Origin of the sequence: Oribacterium sp. P6A1 (genome assembly GCF_000702885.1) — a bacterium.
In the GTDB taxonomy this organism is placed as follows: domain Bacteria; phylum Bacillota; class Clostridia; order Lachnospirales; family Lachnospiraceae; genus Oribacterium.
On the sequence record NZ_JNKO01000004.1, the window covers coordinates 209,502 to 233,260 of the forward strand.

The following is a 23,759-nucleotide window of genomic DNA, read 5'->3' on the forward strand; positions in this document are numbered from 1 at the left end:
GACAAATGAAGAAATGGCTTACTGTAGTTGTGCCATCGTACAACGCGGAAAAATATTTGAAACATAATCTGGACTCACTATGTTTGGAAGAAGTGCTTGAGGATCTGGAAATTATCGCAGTTGATGACGGGTCAACCGATACTACCGGAAAAATCATAGATGAATATGCTGAAAAGTATCCTGATACAGTTGTGCCTGTGCATAAGGAAAACGGAGGGCATGGCTCGGGAATCAATGCCGGGATAAAAAATGCCACCGGCAAGTATTTCAGAGTGATGGATGCGGATGACTGGGCAGATGGCGAGGATTTGAAGGAACTGATCAAATACATAAAGAATCAGGAGACGGAGGAAAGATATAATGGTCGGACTCAGGGTATAGATGAATGCTCATGTGTGAGAGGAAGCCTTAGAAGTGATGAAGAGCCGGAAAGTTTGGGATATGATGAGAAATCATGTAAAGCGGATACATCTTTGGAAAATACAGAGGCAGATATCATCGCAGGTGGATTTTATTGGGTATATGGTCACGATGATACAGCACCGAAAAAAACAGAGTTTGATAAGCCGTTTGAAGGGGTGCAGTATGGTCATGTTTATAGGTTTGATGATATAGCAGATAAAGCATATATAAAAATGCATTCCATGACTATACGAACTGAGATACTAAAGGAGCAGGATATAAAGATAGATGAACACTGCTACTATGTAGACACGGAATATATCCTCTACCCAATTCCATATGTGGAAACTGTGGTATTTCTAGATGATCATCTATACAGATACAGCATAAGTCGTGAGGGACAGAGTATGAATCCTCAGCAGATGATGAAGAATAGGGCACAGTATGATAAAGTACTTCAGTCGTTGTATGTTTTTTATAGTAAGGTTTTAGAGATGGAAGACATCTCGGACGGAAAAAGAATTTACATCGAGCATCTCATCTCCAGAGTTTACGCAAGCCGTATAAAGATACTGCTATGGGACAAGATATGTCCTGAGACAAGAAAAGAGCTGATAAAAATGGAAGAGCAACTTAAGAGGAATTTCCCGGGAATATTTAACAGTAATCTTAATAAAGCGGTAAAACTGCTTAGGGCGAGTGGATATCTGCTGTACTATCCGGCAGCGTTGATTAGACGACTTTGAAAGAATCAGAAGAGGTAAGCGATTTGTTGGAAATAAGAAAGTATAAAGATACAATCGAGATTTTTCTTGAGTATGTTTTGGTTACTGCTATCATACTGGAATGTAATTCTCTGCTTCGCCTCGCTTCCTGCGAAGAGAGCAGTGTGAATATGAATTATGTGTTTGCGATGCTTATAGGTGGAGCCGGCTTGTGTCTGGTGGCTATAAAGATACTTAACAGTAAAATCAGGGAACAGTTCATAAAAGAATTTTTGCCGATACTGTGTGCACTGGAAGGATTTGTTTTTGCTTATTTTATACTGGGAGTTCTTTCGACTGAAGGAATGAAGAGCAAAGCTGATTATATAGCTAAATTTATTATCATGCTTCCGCTACTCTCTTCGTTGTTTTTTTTGGAAAGAAAAGAAGGGCATGGGGTGAGGCTATGGAATCGATTCTCCATTGTTATGAGTTTAATAGCAGCTCTTAATCTGGCGGTGTACTATACTTCGACGCTGCATACAAATGAACTGTACTCGGAACAGGTATACCTGCACTGGTATAATCGTGGAAAGCTTTCATACCTTGTAAATTGCCTGAATGTGTGTTTCTTGCTGCCAGGAACGATGGCTCAGTCATTTAATCTGCAGTATTTAAGAGATTTTGGACCATTCTCTGAACCCTTGATGTTTCTTATCCCTTTGGGAGTGGCTCTCTTTACGGAGATGTTTTTACGTCCTGAAAGTGACAGGTGGTGTTTTTGGAAACAGATTGTTTTGAGTCTTACGATTTTTACAGTTCAATCCACTAATGGACTGATTCTACTTGTTGCTGCATGGGGATTAAAGGTTATATCTATGTGCAATAAAAAAGAGGCAAGGATAGTACTTATCCCCATGGCTATACTTGTGGTAGCAGGAGCAGGATATTTCATAAGATATAAAGCTTTACAGAAAAACTATGGTGATGTAATAGCGTACATAATGCAGAACAAGCATTTCACGGATTATGTGTTTGCGATTAAAGCTTTTTTGAATAAACCGCTTTTAGGAGGAGGATATCTAAACGAGGATTACATTTATTCCTTTTTTACTGAGGAAGCAAAAAGAGATGCGGGGCTTAGTAATACGATTTCGGTAGTACTCGGACAAGGGGGCATCATGCTGGGGCTCCTCTGCATGATGCCTTTTTTGATATGTCTGGTTCAGATTTTTAGACAGAATAACAAAAATATCGCTTTCTGGGCACTTGGTCCGCTGTATCTCTATAGCGTTACAATTTTTCATTACAGATTTTTCCTTATTATGATTTTAGCCTTTGGGTACTCGCTGCTTGAGTTAGATAGAAATTCTAAGGTAAAAAAAGTTTGGCCCCAAAGTATAGTAGTTCCGCAGAATCAGATTTTAAATTATGGTGAAAGAGGAGATTCATTTGTAGAAAACCTAAAGGCGGAATTTAATAATGTTTGCTGGAAGCTGCCTTTGGTTCTTCTTTTTGGAATGATTTATTTTATATGGAACGGAACAGAAATATGGAATAATTCTTTTGAAATTCTATGGAAGTATCAACTTACTGTGGGACAATCAGCCATAAGAGTTATGTATGTGGTCATATCTCTGATTGCATGTCTTGTATGCCTAAGATTTATCTTGGGAACAGCAGGTTCTATTACTGAAAAATGTCTTTCATTTATACTGTTCGCTACGGCTCAAATAGGATATGCGTTGTATTATTCGACCATTTATTCATATGTTGATACAGCAATATCCATATGGGCAAAAGATGTAGATTTTATAAGAGAAACTTTGGTGCTGGGGTTGTATCTTATTTATTTGATACTGATTTTAGTTCTATGTAGCGTGATAAACACGATAAAAAAAGAAAAAAGAGTTGTTCTCGGAAAGAGGTCTGCCATAACCATGACAGTGATGGCGGTTATCGTAGTGCTGGGGATATCTTTAATAAACATCAAAATGAATTCCAAGCTATATTTGATCGATGACCAGCTGGAACCCCTCAAGAAGGTTCTGGAAGTGTCAAAAGGAAAAGTATATTCTGATGAGCTTCCGTTGTTGTATAAAAAGGCTCTTCCGGATATGTCCTGTGCGGTTATGAGAGGAAACGGTTATAGGCTTCAGGAGAATGCCAGTATCCTTGAACCTATGGGGAAAGAACTGACCACTCTTTTTAATGAAGGATATCAGGTGACACAAATAAATGATGACCATATCCTATATACAAACAATCAGAATGTGATTTCTGAATTGTCAGGAGAAGGGCATACGTTTTACAGATACTATGCTTTCGAGAGGGAGTATAGCCTTTTGGAAGCTGTCCGGATTAACGATTTGGAATATTCTCAGGATACAGAGGAAGAGACATTGACTTTGGAAGGAAACGAACATTCCATCGTTAGCGGTCCAGGTGACACATGGCAATCGGGGAGATATACAGTGACCTTCAATTTGAGAATAGATCCTGAAAAGTACAAGGATGTGGATCCTGATACAGTCATTTGCAGAACTCAGGTCAGACATGATAAAGGTGAAAAGACAGACCAGACTGTGGATGTAACCAAGGGAGATTTTGACGAGGAAGGGAAAGCAGAGATCAAGAATATTCTGTCTATAGGTTCTGTCACAGAGGGATATGAGTATCTCGTACTTGCGGAAAATGATTATCAAGTTGGCATTCGTAAGATAAGTTATCAGCAGACACCGACGCAGATAACACTTTCAAGGAATAACGTTCATCAAAAGCCGATTTATGAAGCCTACTATGATAAGGATGGTAATCCGGTATATACTTCCCAAGGGTATGCGGCAAGAAGATGCAGCTACAATTCTGCAGACAGGGTAACTGAAGTAAAGTATCTCGACGAAGGAGATAAACCCGTTATCACCACCTATGGTTATGCTGAAATAAGATACGAGTATGATGACAAAATGAATCTCATAAAAGAAGCTTACTTCGATACGGAGGGTAAGCCGATAGCGCTGGAAAAGGGATACTCAGAGATCCTATACTCATATGATGACAGAGGAAACAGGAGTGAGTATCGTTACTGCGATGCAGAGGGGAATCTCGTTGCTCAACCTAATGGAGTAGGGATGATGCGGTATAAGTATGATGATAAGCATCGATGGATAAGATGTGAGTACTACGATCAGAATGAGAATAAATTGCTCCTTGAATCGGGATACTGTACTGAGGGAAGAGAGTTAAATGAAGATGGACTAACGGCTGTTACGAGATATTTTGGCCTTGAAGATGAACCGGTTCTCAGAACAGAGTTGTTTGCAGAGATACATTACTTCTATGATGAGCAAAAAAGGGTTATACGTCAGGAGTACTATGACACTGAGGGAAAGAGAACTTTGAAGAATTCCGGTATTTCGGCATTTATTTATGAAAGAGATAGTAACGGAAACGTTACAGATGAGCAGTACTTTGGCGTTAATGATGAGAGGATTCTAAATGCGTCGGGCATCGGAGAAATCAGGAGAAAATTTAACAGTTTAAATCAGAAGATTTCAGAAGAGTTTTTGGGTACTGATGGAGAAGCTGTGATTATCTCCGAGAAGTATTCCATAGTGGATTATGCCTATGATGAAAGCGGCAGACTTGTAAAGAGAACATATAAGGATGCTGCCGGAAATGTGGTAGAGGAAACGGAGGTGTAGTGATAGAATAATGGGAGCTGTCGGAAAAGGGATATAAAATCTCAAAACCGATAACGCCATTTTTTATTTTTTGAAGGATGAGTGAGAAAACAGATTTTTATCGATATTTATGCCGCAAGGCGAGGATGACGGAATAGAGAATTAAATGATTAATGGGGGAAATATAATTTATGTCTAAAAAGGACAGTGTTAAAAATAATATCAGGCTAATGTATACATCTGTTAGTATGATACTGGCATTTATATCGGCTGATCTTATCTGGTACTGGAATGTGGCGCCGGGGTGGAGTGAAGGTTTCTTTGGGTACAGGGCGCTGACGCTGGTGGGGCTGATGTTCTGTATCGTATATTTCTTTTTTGCCAAGATGTATAATGCCCATAAAATCGGACTTTACAGGCTGCAGGAGCTGGCGTTTTCGCAGATGCTTTCCTATTCCATCGGAGATTTTTGTCTGTTTGTGGCTGCTTTCTTTTGGTTTCATAATTTTAGCCGCATAAGGCTAGGCTTTTTTCTTTTAGGCTTTTTGCTTCAACTTACAGTTATTCTTGGGGCGACCTTTATCTGTAACCGCATTTATGCAAGGTATGATGAGCCTAGAAGCATCATGATCGTATATGGATCCCAGGATTATCTTCGTCTCATGGAAAAGATGCGGGAGAAGAAAAAACGCTATCATGTGGTGGCAACTTATGATGAAAGTACAGAAATCGCGAAGATAATAAAAACTCTTGAAGGATGTAAAGATATATATCTTTGCGATGTATCAAGGGAAGTCAGAAAGAAGATACTGCTTTACTGCGATGCTCACAGGAAGGATGTACATATCTCTATGGATATGGCGGATCTTTTGGGATTTAACAGTGAGGTGTCCCATACTTTTGATACGCCTTATCTGAGAAATAAGAAGATGCCGGAAGCTTGGTACTACAGTATAGTAAAAAGGATGGCGGATATAGTGATTTCACTTACGGCTATAATGCTTCTTGCACCTATTCTGCTTGTGACGGCTATACTTATAAAGCTTGAGGACGGCGGTCCAGTGTTCTATACTCAGAAAAGGCTGACAAGGGATGGTAGAATTTTTGATATCTACAAGTTCAGAAGCATGAGGGAAGATTCGGAGAAGGATGGAGTACGGCTTTCTTATGTAAATGATGACCGTGTCACACCGGTTGGTAAAGTCATAAGGAGGCTAAGGATAGACGAACTTCCGCAGCTTTTTAATGTGCTTAAAAATGATATGAGTATAGTTGGACCAAGGCCGGAACGTCCGGAAATCGCAGCCGAATATGAAAAAGAGATACCGGAATTTAGACTTAGACTAAAGGTTAAGGCAGGACTTACCGGATATGCCCAGATTTATGGGAAGTACAATACAACACCGCTTGATAAGCTGAAGCTTGATCTCATCTATATTGCCCAGAGGTCTGTACTTTTTGATCTGAGAATACTGTTTTATACAGTTAAGATAATTTTCACTCCCGAGAGTACTGAAGGGGTAGCAGAAGGGCAGAAAACAGCTCTTGAGAATAAGGCTTAAATATATGAGCAGGATGGCTTAGGACAAGCTGTCTTGCTCATTTTTATTGTGGAAGAATAGTAAATATGATAGAATCAAAAAGTTTAGTAAATTGAATTTGGGAGAAAAGACTATTATGAAGTCGATTATTTTAAATACTGACAGAAGAAAGTATCTGGAAAGACTTTTAATGATTGTACTTGCGGATGCCTTCACTATCGCATTCTCGTATTTTGTTGCGATGTGGATAAGATATGATTTTTCCATAAACAGGATACCGAAGAACTTTATCGAAAATTTGATAGCGTTTGTACCCTGCGCGGTTCTTTTGCATTTTGCGGTTTACTATATTTTTAAGCTATATCACAGTATCTGGCGATTTGCCAGCGTGTCAGAGGTTGCTCATACCATGATGGCATATAGTGTTCTTGCGGTGATACTTCCTATATTTAATATGCTAGTGCCTTTTAGGGTTCCTAGAAGTGTACTTCTTATGGCTTATATCATAAGCATGTTTTTCTGCGTACTGATACGTTTTGGTTATCGAATCTTAAGGTACATAAAGAATGACGATCGATTTGTTCAGGATGATGTAGACATTGACAATGTTCTCCTGGTGGGGGCTGGTCAGGCAGCAAGGGCCATACTCAAGGAACAGCAGCTGAGCGGAAAAAGAGATTTTGTCGTTAAGGCAATGGTAGATGACAGTCTATTAAAGCAGGGGCGATATCTGGAAGGACACAAAGTTGAGGGAACAAGAAAAGATATCCCTGAGCTGGTTAAAAAGTATAATATAAACAAAATAATATTTTCTATTCCTACAGCAAAACGAAAGGATAAGGCTGATATACTAAACATTTGTAAGGAAACCGGCTGTAAGGTTCAGACGGTGCCGAGCATAGGACAGCTTGTTAATGAAGAGGTAAGCATAGCGAAGGTTCGCGACGTTGAGATCACAGATCTTTTGGGACGAGATGAGATACATATAAATCTTGACGAGATTTTCGAAGCTATAAAGGGTAAGGTTATCATGGTTACCGGTGGGGGAGGATCTATCGGATCAGAGCTTTGCAGACAGATAGCTGCAGCGAAGCCAAAACAGCTTATTATCTTTGATATCTATGAGAATAACGCCTATGCCATTGAACAGGAGCTGAAAAGAAAGTATCCTAACCTTGATTTGGTAACACTCATTGGCTCTGTAAGAAATGAACTGAGAATCGAAAGTGTTATCAAGGAGTATCATCCTGACGTTATTTATCATGCGGCGGCCCACAAGCATGTTCCTCTTATGGAAGTAAGTCCAAATGAAGCTGTAAAGAATAATGTTATGGGTACCTATAAAACTGCTAAAGCGGCGGCTGAAAACGGAGTTAAGAGATTTCTTCTTATTTCTACCGATAAAGCGGTTAATCCTACATCTCTTATGGGTGCCACCAAGAGAATCTGTGAGATGATCATACAGATGATGAGCAGGAAATATCCATCTACAGTGTTTATGGCGGTTCGATTTGGAAATGTTCTTGGGTCAAATGGATCTGTTATACCGCTATTTAAAAAGCAAATAGCAGAAGGTGGGCCGGTAACTGTTACGGATGCAAATATCATAAGATATTTTATGACTATCCCTGAGGCAGTGTCTCTTGTACTTGAAGCAAGCCACTATGCAAAGGGTGGTGAGATCTTTGTTCTTGATATGGGTAAGCCTGTAAAAATCCTTGATCTTGCAAAGAATATGATCAAACTTTCAGGATTCACTCCTGATGAAAATGGTATACCTATCAAGATAACAGGACTTCGTCCGGGAGAAAAGCTCTATGAGGAACTCCTAATGGGCGAAGAGGGTATGCAGAAAACAAAGAATGAACTTATATATATAGGGCATCCGATTGAAATGGATGATGAAGAGTTCATGAAGAATCTTATGAAGCTTGACAATGAGTCAAAGCAGGAGTGCGCTGAAATAAAGAGAATTGTCAAAGAAGTAGTTCCTACTTATAAACTGGGTATATAGGGAAATAGTAAGAAGACAGCATGACTTTTGGAGCATGCTGTCTTCTTTTCTATAACTTGACATTTAAGGGCATACGGTATATTGTCTAGAGACGTGTATAGTTATGTTTTTGAATAGGAGAAGCAATAAAATGGCTTTTAGATATGATAAAGATGTACAAAAGTTTCCTGAAAAAGTCTGGCTTTCAAGCCCTACCATGCATGGGGATGAAGCTAAATATATGATGGAAGCCTATGATACAAACTGGATGAGTACCGTAGGAAAAAATATAGATGAAGTAGAAAGACAGATTGCTGAGTATGTAGGTGTAAAATACGCAGTTGCTCTAAGCGCCGGTACTTCGGCACTTCATCTCGCGACAAAGCTTGCCGGAGAGAAGGTTTATGGTCAGGCAAGACCCTATGAAGGAACACTCAAGGGTAAAAAGGTGCTGTGCTCAGACGTCACCTTTGATGCCAGCATTAATCCTGTTGCTTACGAAGATGGCGAAGCGGTATTTATAGACACAGAGTATGATACCTGGAATATGGATCCAGTGGCACTTGAAAAGGCATTTGAAATCTATCCTGAGGCAAAGATAGTTGTACTTGCACATCTCTATGGAACTCCCGGAAAGATAGAAGAGCTTCGTGCAGTTTGTGAAAAGCATGGCGCACTTATCATAGAAGATGCTGCAGAGAGCCTGGGAGCCAAATATCTTTATAAAGGCGAGTGGAAAGAAACCGGATCTTTCGGTGACTATAACTGTATATCATTTAATGGAAACAAAATAATCACAGGTTCAAGCGGCGGCATGTTACTGACAGATTCGAAAGAGGATGCTGATAAGGTCAGAAAATGGAGTACACAGTCCCGCGAAGATGCTCCATGGTATCAGCATGAGGAAATCGGATACAACTACCGAATGAGTAATGTTATCGCAGGAGTTGTCCGCGGACAGATACCATATCTTAAGGAACATATGGATCAGAAAAGGGCAATTTATGAAAGATATAAGGAAGGATTTAAAGATCTTCCTGTAAAGATGAACCCTTATGATGCTGAGAAATCAGTTCCTAACTTCTGGCTCAGCTGCATGATTATTGATGAAGATGCCATGTGTCAGCAGGTAAGAGATGATAAACAGGCTCTTTTCACACCGGAAAAAGGAAAGACCTGCCCTACAGAGATCTTACAGGCAATCGCTTCAATAAACGCAGAAGGAAGACCTATCTGGAAGCCTATGCATGCTCAGCCTATATACAGAACACATGCATTTGTTACAGCAAGAGGCAATGGCCGCGGACAGAGTAATGCTTACATTGATAAAGGTAAGGCAATGGATGTAGGTATGGATATATTTAACAGAGGACTGTGTTTGCCGAGTGATAATAAGATGACGGCGGAGCAGCAGGATGAAATAATTGAGATTATTCATATGTGCTTCAAATAAAATAGAGATTAAATTTTTATTGTATTATTTGAATGCAAAATGTGAATAAAAGGTCTGACATCATTTGAGAATTAGATGAGGGGTAACAACAAATAAGGAAATGCAAAGGAAGTGTTTAGATGTATGCTGAATTCTACAAGAGAATATTAGATTTTATTTTGGCGTTTTGCGCAATAATAATTCTTTTGCCGTTACTGTTGGCTTTAACTATCATTGGCACTATAAAAATGAAAGGTAATCCTTTTTTTACTCAAGAAAGGCCAGGATTGCATGAAGAAGTGTTTAAACTAATAAAGTTCAGGACAATGACTAATGATAAGGATAAAGATGGTAATTTTCTTCCAGATGAAATTAGACTTAATGGGTATGGGAAATTTTTAAGGAGTACAAGTCTAGATGAACTTCCGGAATTATTAAATATTCTGTGTGGTCAATTATCGATAGTAGGACCTAGACCTTTGCTAGTAAGTTATCTAGATTACTATACGGAAGAAGAGCATCACAGGCATGATGTCAGGCCAGGACTTACAGGATATGCTCAGGTTCATGGAAGAAATTATGTAACATGGGAAGAGAAATTCAGGATGGATTTGTGGTATGTTGAGCATATTTCTTTTGTGACAGATTTGCAGATTCTTTTAGATACAGTTTTAGTTGTTTTTAAGAGAGAGAATATTGAGACGGCGAGTAAGATTGTACATGATGGTGTCACGTATCAGCCTTTAGATATAGAAAGAAGTAAGAAGAGGAATAAATAGAATGGCGAAACAAAATGTGCTGGTTTTTCCAAGTGCAACATATCCGGCGATGCAGATAATAGATTGCTTAAAGAATAATCCTAGGTTTCATGTTATTGCTGGTGGAAGTTATTCAAATCATGCAGAGTATGTATGTGACGATATAATTGATGATATTCCGTATATTATTGCCCCGGATTTTTGGTACAGTTTTGAGAAACTGATAGAAGACAGAGATATAAAATACGTCATTCCGACAGATGAAACAGCTGCAATGTTGCTGAAAGAAAAAGAATCAGAGCTTTCGGCAGTTGTGGTATGTTCCCCATATGAAACAACGAAATTGTGTCGCTATAAGAGCTTGACTTATGAAGCGCTTAAAGGTGAAAGATATGTGCCGTTTGTATATGAGATAAATCATATTGGTGATATAAATGAATTCCCTATATTCATAAAACCCGATAGTAGCCAAGGTTCGAAAGGAGCAGCATTAATAAAATCTAAGGAACAATTGGCGGAGATAGAAAACCTCAATGATTATGTACTATGTGAGTATTTGCCTGGAGAAGAGTATACGGTTGATTGTTTTACAGACAAGAGTGGAAAACTTCTTTTCTGCAATCCACGAGTCAGAACCAGACTTATGAATGGGATTACTGCTCGCGGACACAATATTGATTTGACTTCTGAATTTGAAGATGTAGTAATATCCATTAATTCGAAAATTCGATTCAGAGGATATTGGTATTTACAGCTGAAGCGAGATAAGGATGGGCGGCTGAAGTTGCTTGAGATTTGTACGAGATTTGCTGGATCTTTTGCTATAAGTAAGGGGAAAGGCGTAAATCTTCCATTGCTTGCACTCTGTGACTTTTCTGGGCTGGATACAGAGATAGTTCAAAATGAATATGTTGTAGAGTGTGATAAGACATACATTGATCGATATAAGCTGAACTTTGAATATAATCATGTATACATCGACTATGATGACACGGTTACTTCAAAAGAAGGCAAAGCTGTAAATCCTTATGTCATTGCATATCTTTATGAATGTAAATACAAGGGGAATAAGATTTCATTGATTACACGGCATAAAGATACATTTAATGAAGAATTAAAAGATAGCTTTAAAAGATTATCAATATCAGAAAGTCTATTTGATGAAATAATTGAACTTCACTGGAATGAAAACAAGAAGGATATCATCAAAGAATCTGATGGCAGCATCTTTATTGACAATAGTTTCAAAGAAAGAAAAGAAATCCAAGAAGCACTTGGAATTCCAGTTTTTGATATTTCAAATATGGACTGTCTGTTTGATTGGAGATTTTAGACAAATGAGGGAAATAGGCAGTGAGTTTTGGAATGTACCAACATGCAATTTAGAGAGTAAGTTATTTCCAGATTCAGTACAGTGGTTTCTTTCGGGACGAAGTGCATTACAGGCAATTATCAGTGACTTGAAAAACTGTTGCACAGTTTCGATGCCTTCATGGTGCTGTGACAGCATGGTGAAGCCCTTTATTGACGCAGGGATTAATGTTCGCTTTTATCCTGTGTACTACGATGGAGAATTAGTACAAGAGGTTAAATTTGACTCTGACATCCTATTCCTGATGGATTACTTTGGGTATTCATCCCATTTGCTAGACTTAAGTAGATATAATGGTGTGGTCATTCGTGACTTGACGCATAGTATTTTCTCTGCCACATATTCAGATGCTGATTACTATTTCGGCTCTCTCCGTAAGTGGTGTGGTGTTTTGACCGGAGGATATGCTTGGAGTAAAGATGGTCACAAGATTGAGATTGAAACAGAGCGCAACAGTGGTGAGTATATATCATTGCGTGAAATAGCAATGTCTAGGAAAGCTGAGTACATAAGCGGTTTGAGACAAGATAAGGAATACCTCAATATGTTCAATGAGGCTGAAGAGTTGTTAGAAAATGCTGGCATAGTGATGGCTGACGAAAGGGATATTAAACTGGCAATGATGCTTGATACGGACTATATAAGGGCACAGAGGAGAGCTAATGCGGCTGTACTAAGAGCAGAATTGGATGGTATTCTCATCTTTAGTGAGATGAAAAATCAGGATACACCAATGTTTGTACCTATCCTAGTACGTGATGGTAAAAGGGATGAACTTCGCCGCTATTTGATTAACAATGAAATATATTGTCCCGTTCATTGGCCTGTGAGTAAATATCACAAATTGGATGAGAGGACTGAATTTATATATAAGAACGAGTTAAGTCTTGTTTGCGATCAAAGATATACAAAGGAAGACATGTATCGGATGGTTGATGTAATAAAACGGTTTTGGAAGGAGGCGTAACGGTGCTTGCAGTTTATAACTTAGAACAGGCCGAACAGTGGGATTTTGTTGTTCGCTCCTTTAAAGAATACGATGTTTATTGGCTGAGTGGTTATGTAAAGGCTTTTCAGATACATGGCGATGGAGAGCCGTTGTTGTTTCATTATGAGAGCAGTGTATGCAGAGGCATCAATGTAGTTATGAAACGCGATGTGGCTGATGATCCACATTTTAAGGATAAGATAGAAAGAGACAGGTACTTCGACTTTGCTACTCCATATGGATATGGAGGATGGATTATCGAGGGGGAGGATACAGCGGGGCTTTATGAAGCTTATAGTGAATGGATTCGTAAGAATGGGGTCATCACCGAGTTTGTTCGTTTCCATCCGATGCTCCAGAATCAGGAGAAATGTCGAGATTTCTACAATGTCACTCAGCTAGGTGAAGTTGTTCATATGGATCTCAACAGTCCTGAGGATATATGGCAAAACATTACCAGTAAGAACCGAAATATGATTCGAAAGGCTATAAAGAATGATGTAGTTATCTACAACGGACGCTTTCCCGAAATATATGAGAAGTTCCGAGTGATCTATAACAGTACAATGGATAAAGATGATGCTGAGGAGTATTACTACTTTGAGCCTGAGTTTTACAAGTCAGTACTTACTGATCTCCCCCAAAATGCACAAATTTTCTGGGCTGAGAAAGAAGGGAAGGTGATTGCTGCTAGTATAATGCTTGCTACAAATGGGCGTATGAATTATCATCTGAGTGGAAGTCTTAGAGAGTTTAGTAATATAGCGCCCACAAACCTGCTATTGTATCATGCCGCTCTGTGGGGGAATACGAATGGATATAAGACGTTGTATCTCGGAGGAGGGGTTGGCTCCGGGGAAGATAACTTATTTAAATTCAAACGAGCATTCTACAGAGGCGATTTGAATCGATTTCATATTGGAAAGAAGATATATGATGTTCAGAAGTATGATATTTTATGTGAGAAAGTTATGAAAAAAAGTAATAGCGAGAATGTAAAAGAATCTGGGTATTTTCCCGAATATAGACAATAGGAATTGAATATGATAAAAGGATCACCACTGATTTCAATAGTAGTGCCCATGCACAATTCAGAGATGTATATATCGAGATGCATCAAATCGATTATAAAGCAAGATTATGATAATTTTGAACTATTACTGATTGATGATCATTCTAGTGATGATACGATTGGAGTTTGCCAAAAGTTTGTAGGCGATTCAAGAATTAGAATAATAATAAATGATGGGAAGAAAGGCGCTTCAGCAACTAGAAATATAGGAATTAAAAAAGCAACGGGAGCCTATTTGACGTTCATAGATTCTGATGATGTTGTTGCCCACAATTATCTAAGTACTTTACATAGAATTGCTGAGCGAAACCTTGACTATCTTGCGACCTGCGGATACATGGATTTTTCTGACCCAGAGATTCTGTTTCAGGAAAAAGATGGAGTTGAAGAAGAATTGGTTTCATCGAGTGTGTGTATTTGTAATATTTTTTATTATCATTCGTCAGCTTGCGCCTGTCTTTTTAAGACAAATATTATAAAGCAATATAATTTATTTATGGAAGAAAAGGCGAGCTTTAATGAAGATGTATTCTTTACATGCAAATATTTGAGTATATGCAAAGGTGCAGCAATTACAAAGGATAAACTTTATGGATATTATATCAATCCTTCAGGGATAGGTGCACATAAGGATCATGCGGATTTGACATTAGCGGATGTTGATCATAGGGCTGAGGGTTATATTGCCTTACAAGATGCAATAAGATTTACAGAACATAATGCACCTGATATGAAAAAATACATTCAAATAGGGTATGTTTTCATTGCGGCAGAGGTCAGACTTACAGCGGCAAGGGCTAATGTGCAAAATTATACTCATGATAAAGAGATAGCTAGATATCTGTCTGTTAAATATAGAATTTTATTTAATAAATATGGAAAGAATATTATGCAAAAGATGCTAGTAAATGGAATTGCAATTAGCCCCAAATTTGTAAAATTCATTCTTGATGATTTAAAATTGTTATCACTTGTTAAGTGAAATAAATAGGATGAAAGCGTAAAGTATAATTAGAAGTTGAGAGTGAGGATAGTTGATGAAATATGATATTGCATTTCTGTCAGTCATCATACCAGCAGAAATGGAAAATGAAGTTAGATCAAAATCTATTCGAAGAATGGAAGATGCCGCTATCGCATGGCAAAGACATATTATTGCAGGTATAGAAGAAATAAATAATGGTCCGGTCAATATAATAAATGTATTACCAGTAGAGGCATATCCAATGGGCTACAAAGATGCAACAATTAAGAAGTATAATTTTGCACATACAGAGGGCGCTTCAGATATCAATGTTGGATTTTGCAATATTAAAATAATAAAAAGAATAGTTCAATGGTGTCCGATTTTTCGTGAAGTAGAGTTATGGGCAAGCAAGGACAATGGAATGCCTAAAGTTCTTGTTGCTTACACTATGTATCCAGAATTTATGAGAGCTATTTCATTTGTTAAAAAGGTATATCCCGATATTACAACAATAGATATTGTTGTGGATTTACCTCAATTTATAGCATTGGCTGAAAAACCGCTTTCACCATTAGGAAAATTATATCAACAATGGAGTGAAAAACAAGCTAAGAAGAATATACATAATGTCGATGGCATTGTTGCAATTACCAAGCAAATGGCGCAATTAATATCAAAAGATAAGCCGTATGAGATAGTTGAAGGGATTAGTACACCTGAATTTCCCGAATTAAATCCACAAAATGATGATAATATAAGAATAATATATGCTGGGTTGTTGCATAAAAAGTTTGGCATTATGAAACTATTGGATGCATTTGCTAGAATTGAGGAGAGCAATCTTAATTTGGTTATATGTGGATTAGGTGAAGCTGAGGACGAAATAATATCAAGATCAAAAGATGACAATAGAATTCAGTTTCTAGGCCAGTTACCACGCGAAAAAGTGCTTGATATAATGTCTGGATGTGATGTGATTATAAATCCGAGGGAAAATACAGGAGAATATACTAAATATAGCTTCCCATCAAAAGACCTTGAGGCATTATCATCAGGTATTCCGTTTATAGGGTATAAATTAGATGGTATTCCGGATGAATATGATCAATTCATAAATTATCCTATGAATGATTCTATAGATGCACTTGCACACTGTATTGTTAATGTTGGAAAAACATGTAATAAACAAGCACGCGAGAAAGCCAATCGTGCAAAGATTTGGATTATGGAAAATAAAAGTCCATCATGTCAGGGAACAAAAATATTTGAGTTGATAAATCGAATTCGCTCTTCAAAGTAAAGTAAAAAATGGGGAATACAAAATGATTGTAGTAATTACAGCGAGTTCAATAGCCTTATTGCTTGTATATTTTGGGAAATATGAAAAAAGGATAAATTGGCTTAAAGTAGCCTTTATAATAACTACGTTTGTGGCTTGCATACATTACAATTATGGCAATGACTACAAAGGCTATTTTTATAATTGGAATGTGATAAGTAAAAATTCAATCAGTGCATTGTTGGTGTTAGATAGATTTAATTTTTTTAACAACGCAAAGCCTGAAATTGGATGGATTATCTTAAATAGAATTTTTGGGTTTGAAAATGGCTTTTATTATATGGTTGCTACCATCAATATTGTGGAAAGTGTTATATGGTATAAGTTTATTAAAAGACTAGTTCCTGTGAGGATATATGTTTGGGCTTTTTTTATATATATTTTTACATATAAGTATTATCTATTGAATTTCTCAATGATGCGGCAAGGTTTAGCTATGTCACTTTTGATTTTATCTGTGATGTACTTTATAGATGAAGACTATAAGAGGACCTTCATAATTATTGCAATTGCAAGTAGTTTGCATACCTCAGCTGCAGTGATTATACCATTTCTGATTATATGTAAATTTGAAGAGAAAATTAATTTTAGAGTTTTTGGAACTATAGTGCTGGTAATTACGTTCCTGCTTTTTTTATTATCTAACTTATCAAGTGGAATTTTCAATTTAATTATATCTTTATCGGTGTTTGAAGATTATAAAAGGTTTTATGCAGGACGTTTATCAACGAATTCGATTGGGTTTGGTTTTTTGTTATTAGTAGTTCCATATGTAGTTATGATTTATTTTATGATATTTAAGCCAAGAGTTCTTTCAAAAGAAGAGAAATGTCTGGTTATTTTAGCATATATTGCGTTATTGACTAAGCCATTTGAATTTGTTGGTGCAGCGTTGATATCGAGAATTGGTTATAATTTCTCGATGTTTGATATTGCAATTGTTCCAATTATATATAAGAAAATCAACAAACAGATACCCAGAATGATGTTATTCTTTGTATTGGTATTTATTACTATCTACACATATGTTGCTTTTTTTAATGACCCAACTTACCATGATTCATTTGCTGAATTTCATACAATATTTGAATTACTCAAATAAAATCATCATAAAGGAAGGGGTGTTTGTGTGAAAATACTATGGATTTGTAATAAGATGCCACAGCCTTTAGCCAAACTGCTGAGTATAAATGTTTCTGCATTTGGAGGGTGGTTAGACTACTTGTTTCAACGAATAATGGAATCTTCGGAAGTCGAATTTGTGATTGCGTTTCCTGGGAAGACTTTTTATCATGAAAAAACTGATTTGATTTCCTATTATTCATTTAAGGAAGATAGTAATACAGGTTTTCAGCCTATTATTGAAAATGAATCACCAGATGTTATTCATATTTGGGGGACTGAGTTTATTCATAGTTATAATGCTCTTAAAGCAGCTAATCAAGCTGGATTAAATGATCGATGTATTATTTCTATTCAGGGGCTTGTCTCGATATATGGGAAATATCATTACACAGAGGGCTTACCTAATAGAGTCATAAATAATTATATGCCTAGAGATTTATTTAGGCCTTCTAGTGTTATCCAAGGGAAGAAGGACTATTTAAAAAAAGGACAATATGAAATAAAATCTATCCAATTGGTGCCGTATGTAATAGGGAGAACGGATTGGGATAGGGCTATTTCTTATTTGATGAATCCAAAATTGAAGTACTATCACTGTAATGAATGTCTAAGAGATAGTTTCTATCACCAAAAGTGGGAAATTGATAGTATAGAGAGACATTCTATATTCGTAAGTCAGAGTGATTACCCAATAAAAGGATTTCACTATATGCTAGATGCGTTGAACTATATTGTTAGATATTATCCAGATGTTGTACTTTACACAACAGGAAAAGACTTATTGCATCTTAGTGTGATTGATCAGCTCAAGATAACAACATATCAAAGATATATTATTCAATTGATAAAAAAATATGGCTTAGAAGAACATGTGCGATTTCTTGGAACACTTTCCGAAAGTGATATGTGTGCTAGGTATTGTAAATCTCATGTGTTTGTTACTCCTTCGACTATAGAGAATTCTCCGAATTCGCTAGGAGAAGCTATGATGTTAGGTTGCCCAGTTGTATCGGCGGATGTCGGAGGCGTTAAAAATATGATGGAGCATGGGAAGGAAGGCTTTGTTTATCAATCATCGGCCCCCTATATGTGTGCTTATTACGTAATGTTGTTATTTGAAAGTAATGAGCTTGCTGTTTCATTTTCTAGAGCAGAGAGAGAGCATGCAAAGAAGATATTTGATAGAGATACTAACTATAATGAACTTATTGGAATATATAATGATATTATCATCAATAGTCAGGATAAATGATGCCGATTATTCAATATTATAATTTGGTAATGGCAGCTTAGATAAAAAGATTATCGTACCAAGCAAACAATTGAGATTCTATTTGAATTATACAAAAAATCATTATCAATAATTATATATATTGTTATAAGTATTCACTGTGCGAGTTATACTAATGCTAATTTTAAGATTTTTAGTACCATCTAATTGTTGAATTAGTTAAATGTCTGTAGCCGTATTTGTGTTAGAAATAATGAGATTTGGTTTCTCTACCATTATTGTACAAGAACTTATTTCTCGAGCCGAATAGAGAAAGTATTTTTTTACATTTCCCTAGGTTTATGTTTCATCACCCCACTGTTATGCTTAGTGATTATACACATTGACGCCTACTTCATTGCATAATATTACACAAATAGTATTTATTATTACTGTAATAATCATACTATTTGTGTTTGACAATGTTTATGTCTAATTAAAAGACTGCAACTTCTTTTAGAAGCACCGCCAATAATAAAAGACAAATAGCTAGAGGCAAAGATAATCACCGTAAATGAAGATATTATGTCAAAATGATAGTATCTTTTGAATATTTTGTTGCGTGCATATCTATTATCTATCAATAAATCATTTCGGAAAAATAGTTAAAAATGAAGGAATAGCAATGAAAAAAAGATTTTATAGAGAACTAAGATTACGAATAAGTAGTATTGTTAATTATTGGAGAATAGTTTTAGTGTGGTTGAGAAAGAGGCTAAAATTATTTATATTTTCTAATGGTGGCTTTATAAAGAAATATCCATCAACGATTCAGTTACCAATTACATATAAATGTAATTTTAATTGCAAAATGTGCGGAATGCAAAAGCTTATAAAGAATAAGGATTATTCAGTTGAAGAACTTGAACAAATACTTAACGATAAGCTTTTTAGGAAGGTAATAGCAGTTGGGCTAAATGGTGGTGAACCTTTTCTCCGTGCAGATTTAGTTGATTGCATAAATGTTATGCTTAAAACATTGCCTAATTTGAAGAGATTCAACATTATATCAAATGGTTATTTTACTGATATAATAAGAGATAAATTAACAGTAATATATGAAATCGCGAAGAAAAAAGGGGTTTCTGTAAATCTCTCGTTATCTGTAGATGGTGTGGGACAGATGCAGGATTTTATGAGAGGACATCATAACGCTTGGGAAAAGGTTTGCAAGACACTAGACTTGATTTTAATAAAAAAGGAGCGCTATTGTGATTCTTTAGGAGTGATATGTACTGTGACACGATTCAATGTATATAATCTTGAAGAGGTAGAAGCTTGGAGTAAGAAGAATAATATTTTGGTAAGATATAATATTGCAACAATTAATGCAAGAATTAATAATGACGATAGATATGAGGATTTTTCTATTTTCTGTGATGAAAAAGCAAGGTTAGTCGCACAAGAATTTTTTTATAAGAAGGCTATTAAGGAGTGCTCAGAGACATATTTTGGAATATTTCTATATATAAGAGACAGAAAGAGATATGCTGATTGCCCATGCCGGCATAATGACTGGGTGACACTTGTGCCAAATGGAAATATTTCGTATTGCGCAACATATAGCAACGAGTTGGGAAGTGCTTTAGAGAAGTCAGCCTATGATATTTTCAATGGGAATATTCAGATACTACATGAGATTACGACAAATCATTGTCAAAGCTGTTCACATTATATTAGTCAGCTAGACAGTGTGGGCTTAAGATTATTTTATGAAGAATTATTAAAGAATAATGGAATAGTATTCTAGGAGTGTTGGTAAAAATGAATATATGTATACTTGGTTGGTATGGTACGGAAACTTTAGGTGACCGTGCCATACTAGATGGAATCATTAAAATATTCGAAGAAAAAAACGAGAACAATAAATATTTCTTAGGTTCATTATTTCCTTTTTTTTCACAAAGAACACTTTATTTAGATGCTGATAATTATTCTTTTGGGAAAAAACTGAATATAGAAATATTTTGCGAAAAAGATATTAATATATTGAAGGATAGAATACGATGCTCTGATTATGTAATTATGGGCGGAGGGCCTATAATGGATATACCCGAAATACTTATAATTCGAAAGGCTTTTAAACTCGCAAAAAAGAACAAAATTACAACTGGATTGATAGGTTGTGGGTTTGGACCGTTTCATGATGAATACTATGAGTCTATAGCTAAAGATATCCTTAATTATTCAGATGTTACTATTTTTAGAGATGAGATATCAAGTCAGCGTGCTTATATGTGTAATAACGGAATAAAGGCTGTAACGCTGAGTGATCCTGCAGTTATTTCAGCTTTAGTATATAGAGAGAATACTATGGTTAATAAAGCTGATTATATAGCTATTAATTATAGGGATACGCGGTTTAAGGTATATCAGGATAGTATAGTGGATTTAATGAGTGAGTTGTATGAATTTACGGCCAATATTGCAAATTCATTTTCTGAGGTCAAATTAGTTCCGATGCATTCTTTCTTTTGGGGAGGAGATGATAGGGGTTATTTTGCAGAGATGATGTTAGATAGAAACATTGGTAATGTTAATATTGTTTTTGAACCTCAATCATTATATGAGCTATATGACTGTTATTCAGCTGCAGTTGGATGCGTAGGCATGCGATATCATTCAATAATTCTACAAACTATATTAAATGGTAATAATATCATATTAGATTATACGGAAGGAAAAACAGGTAAGATTTCTGGCTTTATGAAAGAATTGGATGGTAATTTTTACTCTAATAGGTACGTAAATATTTATGATACTAATTGGGTGGAACGATTGTCTCCAGTAGATGTTCTTAGTTCAAACATGATCTATGAGTATTCCAAGAAGAGTCATGAATTGATTTTAAATTATGTTAGAGAAATATTTTAGTAATGATGGAAAGTAAATTTCGAAAAACTTCATTTGTTGCCATTACAGCGGTAATCAACAATTTATTAATGATGTTATACGGACTAATATACAACAAGTTAGTTATAGTCCATTATGGTTCTTCTACTACTGGTTTAATTGCTACTCTTTCTCAATTTGCAGCGATGTTTACAATAATTGAGGGTGGTTTTACATTAGCAGTGGTAGTAGCTACTTATAAACCAATAATAAATGAAGATTATGATGAATTAAATGCTATTTTGTATACTGCAAAAACTTATTTTAATAAAATAACAGTTATATATGCAAGCATTGTTATGATTAGTGGGGGGATGTATGTATATTACTTAAAATCACCCATAGGATTTGTCCATTCGCTTGTACTATTAGGACTTACGACATTCACCACTGCATTATCAATTGGAGGCACGGCTAAATATACAGTTGTATTATCGGGAAATAATAGGCAATATATTACAAGTATTATCAGTTTATTAGTTAAGACTATTACATGGATTATATCTCTTGTAATGGTGATTAATGACATAAGTATAATATTAGTATATTCAATTAACGTATTAAATGTAATACTAAATATTCTTGCTTTAAAGGTATATGAGAAAAAGAAGTATCCGTTTATCACGTATAGGGGAAATTATAATCTTGATAAGATTAATGGCGTTAAGGACATAATGTTTCAGAAAATTGCGTCAACAATCTTTACATCTACGGATTTAGTTTTAGTATCCTTGGGGTTAAGCCTTTCAAAAGCAAGTGTTTACTATGTATATAATCAAATATTTCAAGGGGTTTTTTCATATTTATCATCATTTGGAAATGCACCAATAGATTCATTCGGACATCTTATTAGTTCAGGAAATAATGAAAATGCGAAATATATTTTTGAGATTTATAAAAAGACTATAAATTTGATGTCTACTATTTTTTTCTCAACAGCAGCAATTATGATTATCCCATTTTTGAAAATATATACAAGAGATGTTAAAGATGAGAATTATATAATACCGAGTTTGGCTACAGTATTCTTTACTTATAATTACTTAAAACTTAATAACTTACCTTATGGGATGATAATCAATGTATCTGGCGAATTTAAGAAGCAAAATATCCAAACAGGAATTGCTGCAGTTTTAAATATTGGACTATCAATTATACTTATGAGATTTATAGGATTGAATGGTATTATAACCGGTTCGGCGATAGGTACACTTATAATTATTGTTGTAAACGTAATTAAAGCAAAAGAAGTTCTTGCGTTTGATTTAAAAAAGGATATTGTAATTCTAATATTTAATTATATGCTTGCTTTATTTATGATTATCAATAGTATATATTTCGTTAGTATTTCGGCCAATAACTATTTTATTTGGTTATTAAAGTCTATTGTTATTCTGATTGCAGTATTATTAATAGTGGTGGTTTGTAATATATTTATTGATAGAGTGGAAATGCTAACCTGTATTAGGTTTTATCTAGCGAAACTGGAGAACCATAGAAAAAAGAAGTAGGTAAACAAGTCCCGACGTCAGATTGTGGGAGGCGATAATTGTTAATAATTTTAGGCAGATAGGCTAAGATGGCACGTACGGTCAACAAGGATGCATTGAACGATAAGATCACTAAACTTGAAAAAGCGATCAGCAAAAACCGGCAGCAATACGAAAAGATGACAGCTGAGATGAAGAGGCTACTGGATATGAGGAAATCAATACAGAGCGATGAACTGTTCAAGGCCTATGCCTCTAGCAAGAGAAGTTTTGAGGACATTATGCGTTACATCAAGAGTGATCCGAATAAGGATGGTTCAGATGGTCAGTAAAGAAAACAATAACCGGAGGGTAACAAAGCCGGAACTAAAGGCAAGGATCAAAGAACTGGAAAAACGCCTGATGTTTATAGATGTTTTTTGCAAGCCCTTTTTGCATAAAGTTGCAGACCAAAAATGTAGGTTGTTGCAATCCTTTTTTGTAGGTTGTTGCAAGGGACCTGCCGGCCTGTTTTAGACCGGCACATCCAATGCTGACATATAGTTACAAAGTTACTTTTATAAGTCAAAGGGAAATACGGAATCATCATCTTGTGGTTCCACAAAATCAGGTCCCTTTGTCGGAGGTTCATCATCTCTCCAGCCCATGTATTCCATCAGGTAGGCCTTTTGTTCCTCCTTGCTCATTCCTTTCATGTCACGTTGGATCTCCTTATCCATACGATATAAGGT

The 23,759-nt window shown here is 36.0% G+C and carries 17 protein-coding genes; all 17 read left to right on the forward strand.

Annotated features, from left to right (window positions below; translation table 11 throughout):
- Window positions 1–5: 5 nt before the first annotated feature.
- The 17 genes from T515_RS04505 to T515_RS04585 all read left to right on the forward strand — a co-directional run bounded on the left by T515_RS04505 (window position 6) and on the right by T515_RS04585 (window position 23,360).
- Window positions 6–1,148, forward strand: a complete 1,143-nt coding sequence (locus T515_RS04505) for a glycosyltransferase family 2 protein (RefSeq protein ID WP_036608052.1) — start codon at window positions 6–8, stop codon at window positions 1,146–1,148.
- 23 nt (window positions 1,149–1,171) lie between these two features.
- Window positions 1,172–4,810: an RHS repeat domain-containing protein gene (locus T515_RS04510; protein ID WP_155988256.1), complete on the forward strand. Its 3,639-nt coding sequence runs from the start codon at window positions 1,172–1,174 to the stop codon at window positions 4,808–4,810.
- A 170-nt stretch (window positions 4,811–4,980) separates the two neighbouring features.
- Window positions 4,981–6,351, forward strand: coding sequence for a sugar transferase (locus T515_RS04515; RefSeq protein ID WP_036608059.1), 1,371 nt, complete (start codon window positions 4,981–4,983; stop codon window positions 6,349–6,351).
- 115 nt (window positions 6,352–6,466) lie between these two features.
- Window positions 6,467–8,344 (forward strand): polysaccharide biosynthesis protein, encoded by a 1,878-nt coding sequence (locus tag T515_RS04520; protein WP_036608066.1) that lies wholly within the window; start codon window positions 6,467–6,469, stop codon window positions 8,342–8,344.
- A gap of 130 nt (window positions 8,345–8,474) precedes the next feature.
- The gene (locus tag T515_RS04525; protein WP_036608069.1) at window positions 8,475–9,776 is read left to right on the forward strand and encodes a DegT/DnrJ/EryC1/StrS family aminotransferase; all 1,302 of its coding nucleotides are present in this window, start codon (window positions 8,475–8,477) and stop codon (window positions 9,774–9,776) included.
- Window positions 9,777–9,895: 119 nt separating this feature from the next.
- Window positions 9,896–10,534 carry a sugar transferase gene (locus T515_RS04530; protein ID WP_036608073.1) on the forward strand — a complete coding sequence of 213 codons (639 nt, stop codon included), beginning with the start codon at window positions 9,896–9,898 and terminating at the stop codon, window positions 10,532–10,534.
- Between the two features lies 1 nt (window position 10,535).
- Window positions 10,536–11,846, forward strand: coding sequence for an ATP-grasp domain-containing protein (locus T515_RS04535; RefSeq protein ID WP_036608076.1), 1,311 nt, complete (start codon window positions 10,536–10,538; stop codon window positions 11,844–11,846).
- A 4-nt stretch (window positions 11,847–11,850) separates the two neighbouring features.
- The gene (locus tag T515_RS04540) at window positions 11,851–12,852 is read left to right on the forward strand and encodes a hypothetical protein (RefSeq protein WP_036608079.1); all 1,002 of its coding nucleotides are present in this window, start codon (window positions 11,851–11,853) and stop codon (window positions 12,850–12,852) included.
- Window positions 12,853–12,854: 2 nt separating this feature from the next.
- The gene (locus T515_RS04545; protein ID WP_036608082.1) at window positions 12,855–13,907 is read left to right on the forward strand and encodes a GNAT family N-acetyltransferase; all 1,053 of its coding nucleotides are present in this window, start codon (window positions 12,855–12,857) and stop codon (window positions 13,905–13,907) included.
- A gap of 9 nt (window positions 13,908–13,916) precedes the next feature.
- Complete coding sequence (locus T515_RS16410; protein WP_051671427.1) at window positions 13,917–14,927, forward strand: glycosyltransferase family 2 protein; 1,011 nt, start codon at window positions 13,917–13,919, stop codon at window positions 14,925–14,927.
- 55 nt (window positions 14,928–14,982) lie between these two features.
- On the forward strand, window positions 14,983–16,212 hold the full coding sequence (locus T515_RS04555) for a glycosyltransferase (protein ID WP_036608084.1): 1,230 nt from the start codon (window positions 14,983–14,985) through the stop codon (window positions 16,210–16,212).
- Between the two features lie 22 nt (window positions 16,213–16,234).
- Entirely contained in the window at window positions 16,235–17,353 is a 1,119-nt protein-coding gene (locus tag T515_RS04560; protein ID WP_036608087.1) for an EpsG family protein, read from the forward strand.
- Between the two features lie 27 nt (window positions 17,354–17,380).
- Window positions 17,381–18,628: a glycosyltransferase family 4 protein gene (locus T515_RS04565; protein WP_036608090.1), complete on the forward strand. Its 1,248-nt coding sequence runs from the start codon at window positions 17,381–17,383 to the stop codon at window positions 18,626–18,628.
- Between the two features lie 643 nt (window positions 18,629–19,271).
- Window positions 19,272–20,396, forward strand: a complete 1,125-nt coding sequence (locus tag T515_RS04570) for a radical SAM protein (protein ID WP_036608093.1) — start codon at window positions 19,272–19,274, stop codon at window positions 20,394–20,396.
- A gap of 14 nt (window positions 20,397–20,410) precedes the next feature.
- Complete coding sequence (locus T515_RS04575) at window positions 20,411–21,520, forward strand: polysaccharide pyruvyl transferase family protein (protein ID WP_051671428.1); 1,110 nt, start codon at window positions 20,411–20,413, stop codon at window positions 21,518–21,520.
- Between the two features lie 2 nt (window positions 21,521–21,522).
- Complete coding sequence (locus tag T515_RS04580) at window positions 21,523–23,049, forward strand: polysaccharide biosynthesis C-terminal domain-containing protein (protein WP_036608094.1); 1,527 nt, start codon at window positions 21,523–21,525, stop codon at window positions 23,047–23,049.
- Between the two features lie 68 nt (window positions 23,050–23,117).
- Window positions 23,118–23,360 (forward strand): hypothetical protein, encoded by a 243-nt coding sequence (locus T515_RS04585; RefSeq protein ID WP_036608096.1) that lies wholly within the window; start codon window positions 23,118–23,120, stop codon window positions 23,358–23,360.
- The last annotated feature ends 399 nt before the right edge of the window (window positions 23,361–23,759 follow it).

Coding starts and splice junctions, on each gene's coding strand:
- T515_RS04505 (WP_036608052.1), top strand. CDS start 6: ATGAAGAAATGGCTTACTGTAGTTGTGCCATCGTACAACGCGGAAAAA.
- T515_RS04515 (WP_036608059.1), top strand. CDS start 4,981: ATGTCTAAAAAGGACAGTGTTAAAAATAATATCAGGCTAATGTATACA.
- T515_RS04520 (WP_036608066.1), top strand. CDS start 6,467: ATGAAGTCGATTATTTTAAATACTGACAGAAGAAAGTATCTGGAAAGA.
- T515_RS04525 (WP_036608069.1), top strand. CDS start 8,475: ATGGCTTTTAGATATGATAAAGATGTACAAAAGTTTCCTGAAAAAGTC.
- T515_RS04530 (WP_036608073.1), top strand. CDS start 9,896: ATGTATGCTGAATTCTACAAGAGAATATTAGATTTTATTTTGGCGTTT.
- T515_RS04535 (WP_036608076.1), top strand. CDS start 10,536: ATGGCGAAACAAAATGTGCTGGTTTTTCCAAGTGCAACATATCCGGCG.
- T515_RS04540 (WP_036608079.1), top strand. CDS start 11,851: ATGAGGGAAATAGGCAGTGAGTTTTGGAATGTACCAACATGCAATTTA.
- T515_RS16410 (WP_051671427.1), top strand. CDS start 13,917: ATGATAAAAGGATCACCACTGATTTCAATAGTAGTGCCCATGCACAAT.
- T515_RS04555 (WP_036608084.1), top strand. CDS start 14,983: ATGAAATATGATATTGCATTTCTGTCAGTCATCATACCAGCAGAAATG.
- T515_RS04560 (WP_036608087.1), top strand. CDS start 16,235: ATGATTGTAGTAATTACAGCGAGTTCAATAGCCTTATTGCTTGTATAT.
- T515_RS04570 (WP_036608093.1), top strand. CDS start 19,272: ATGAAAAAAAGATTTTATAGAGAACTAAGATTACGAATAAGTAGTATT.
- T515_RS04575 (WP_051671428.1), top strand. CDS start 20,411: ATGAATATATGTATACTTGGTTGGTATGGTACGGAAACTTTAGGTGAC.
- T515_RS04580 (WP_036608094.1), top strand. CDS start 21,523: ATGATGGAAAGTAAATTTCGAAAAACTTCATTTGTTGCCATTACAGCG.
- T515_RS04585 (WP_036608096.1), top strand. CDS start 23,118: ATGGCACGTACGGTCAACAAGGATGCATTGAACGATAAGATCACTAAA.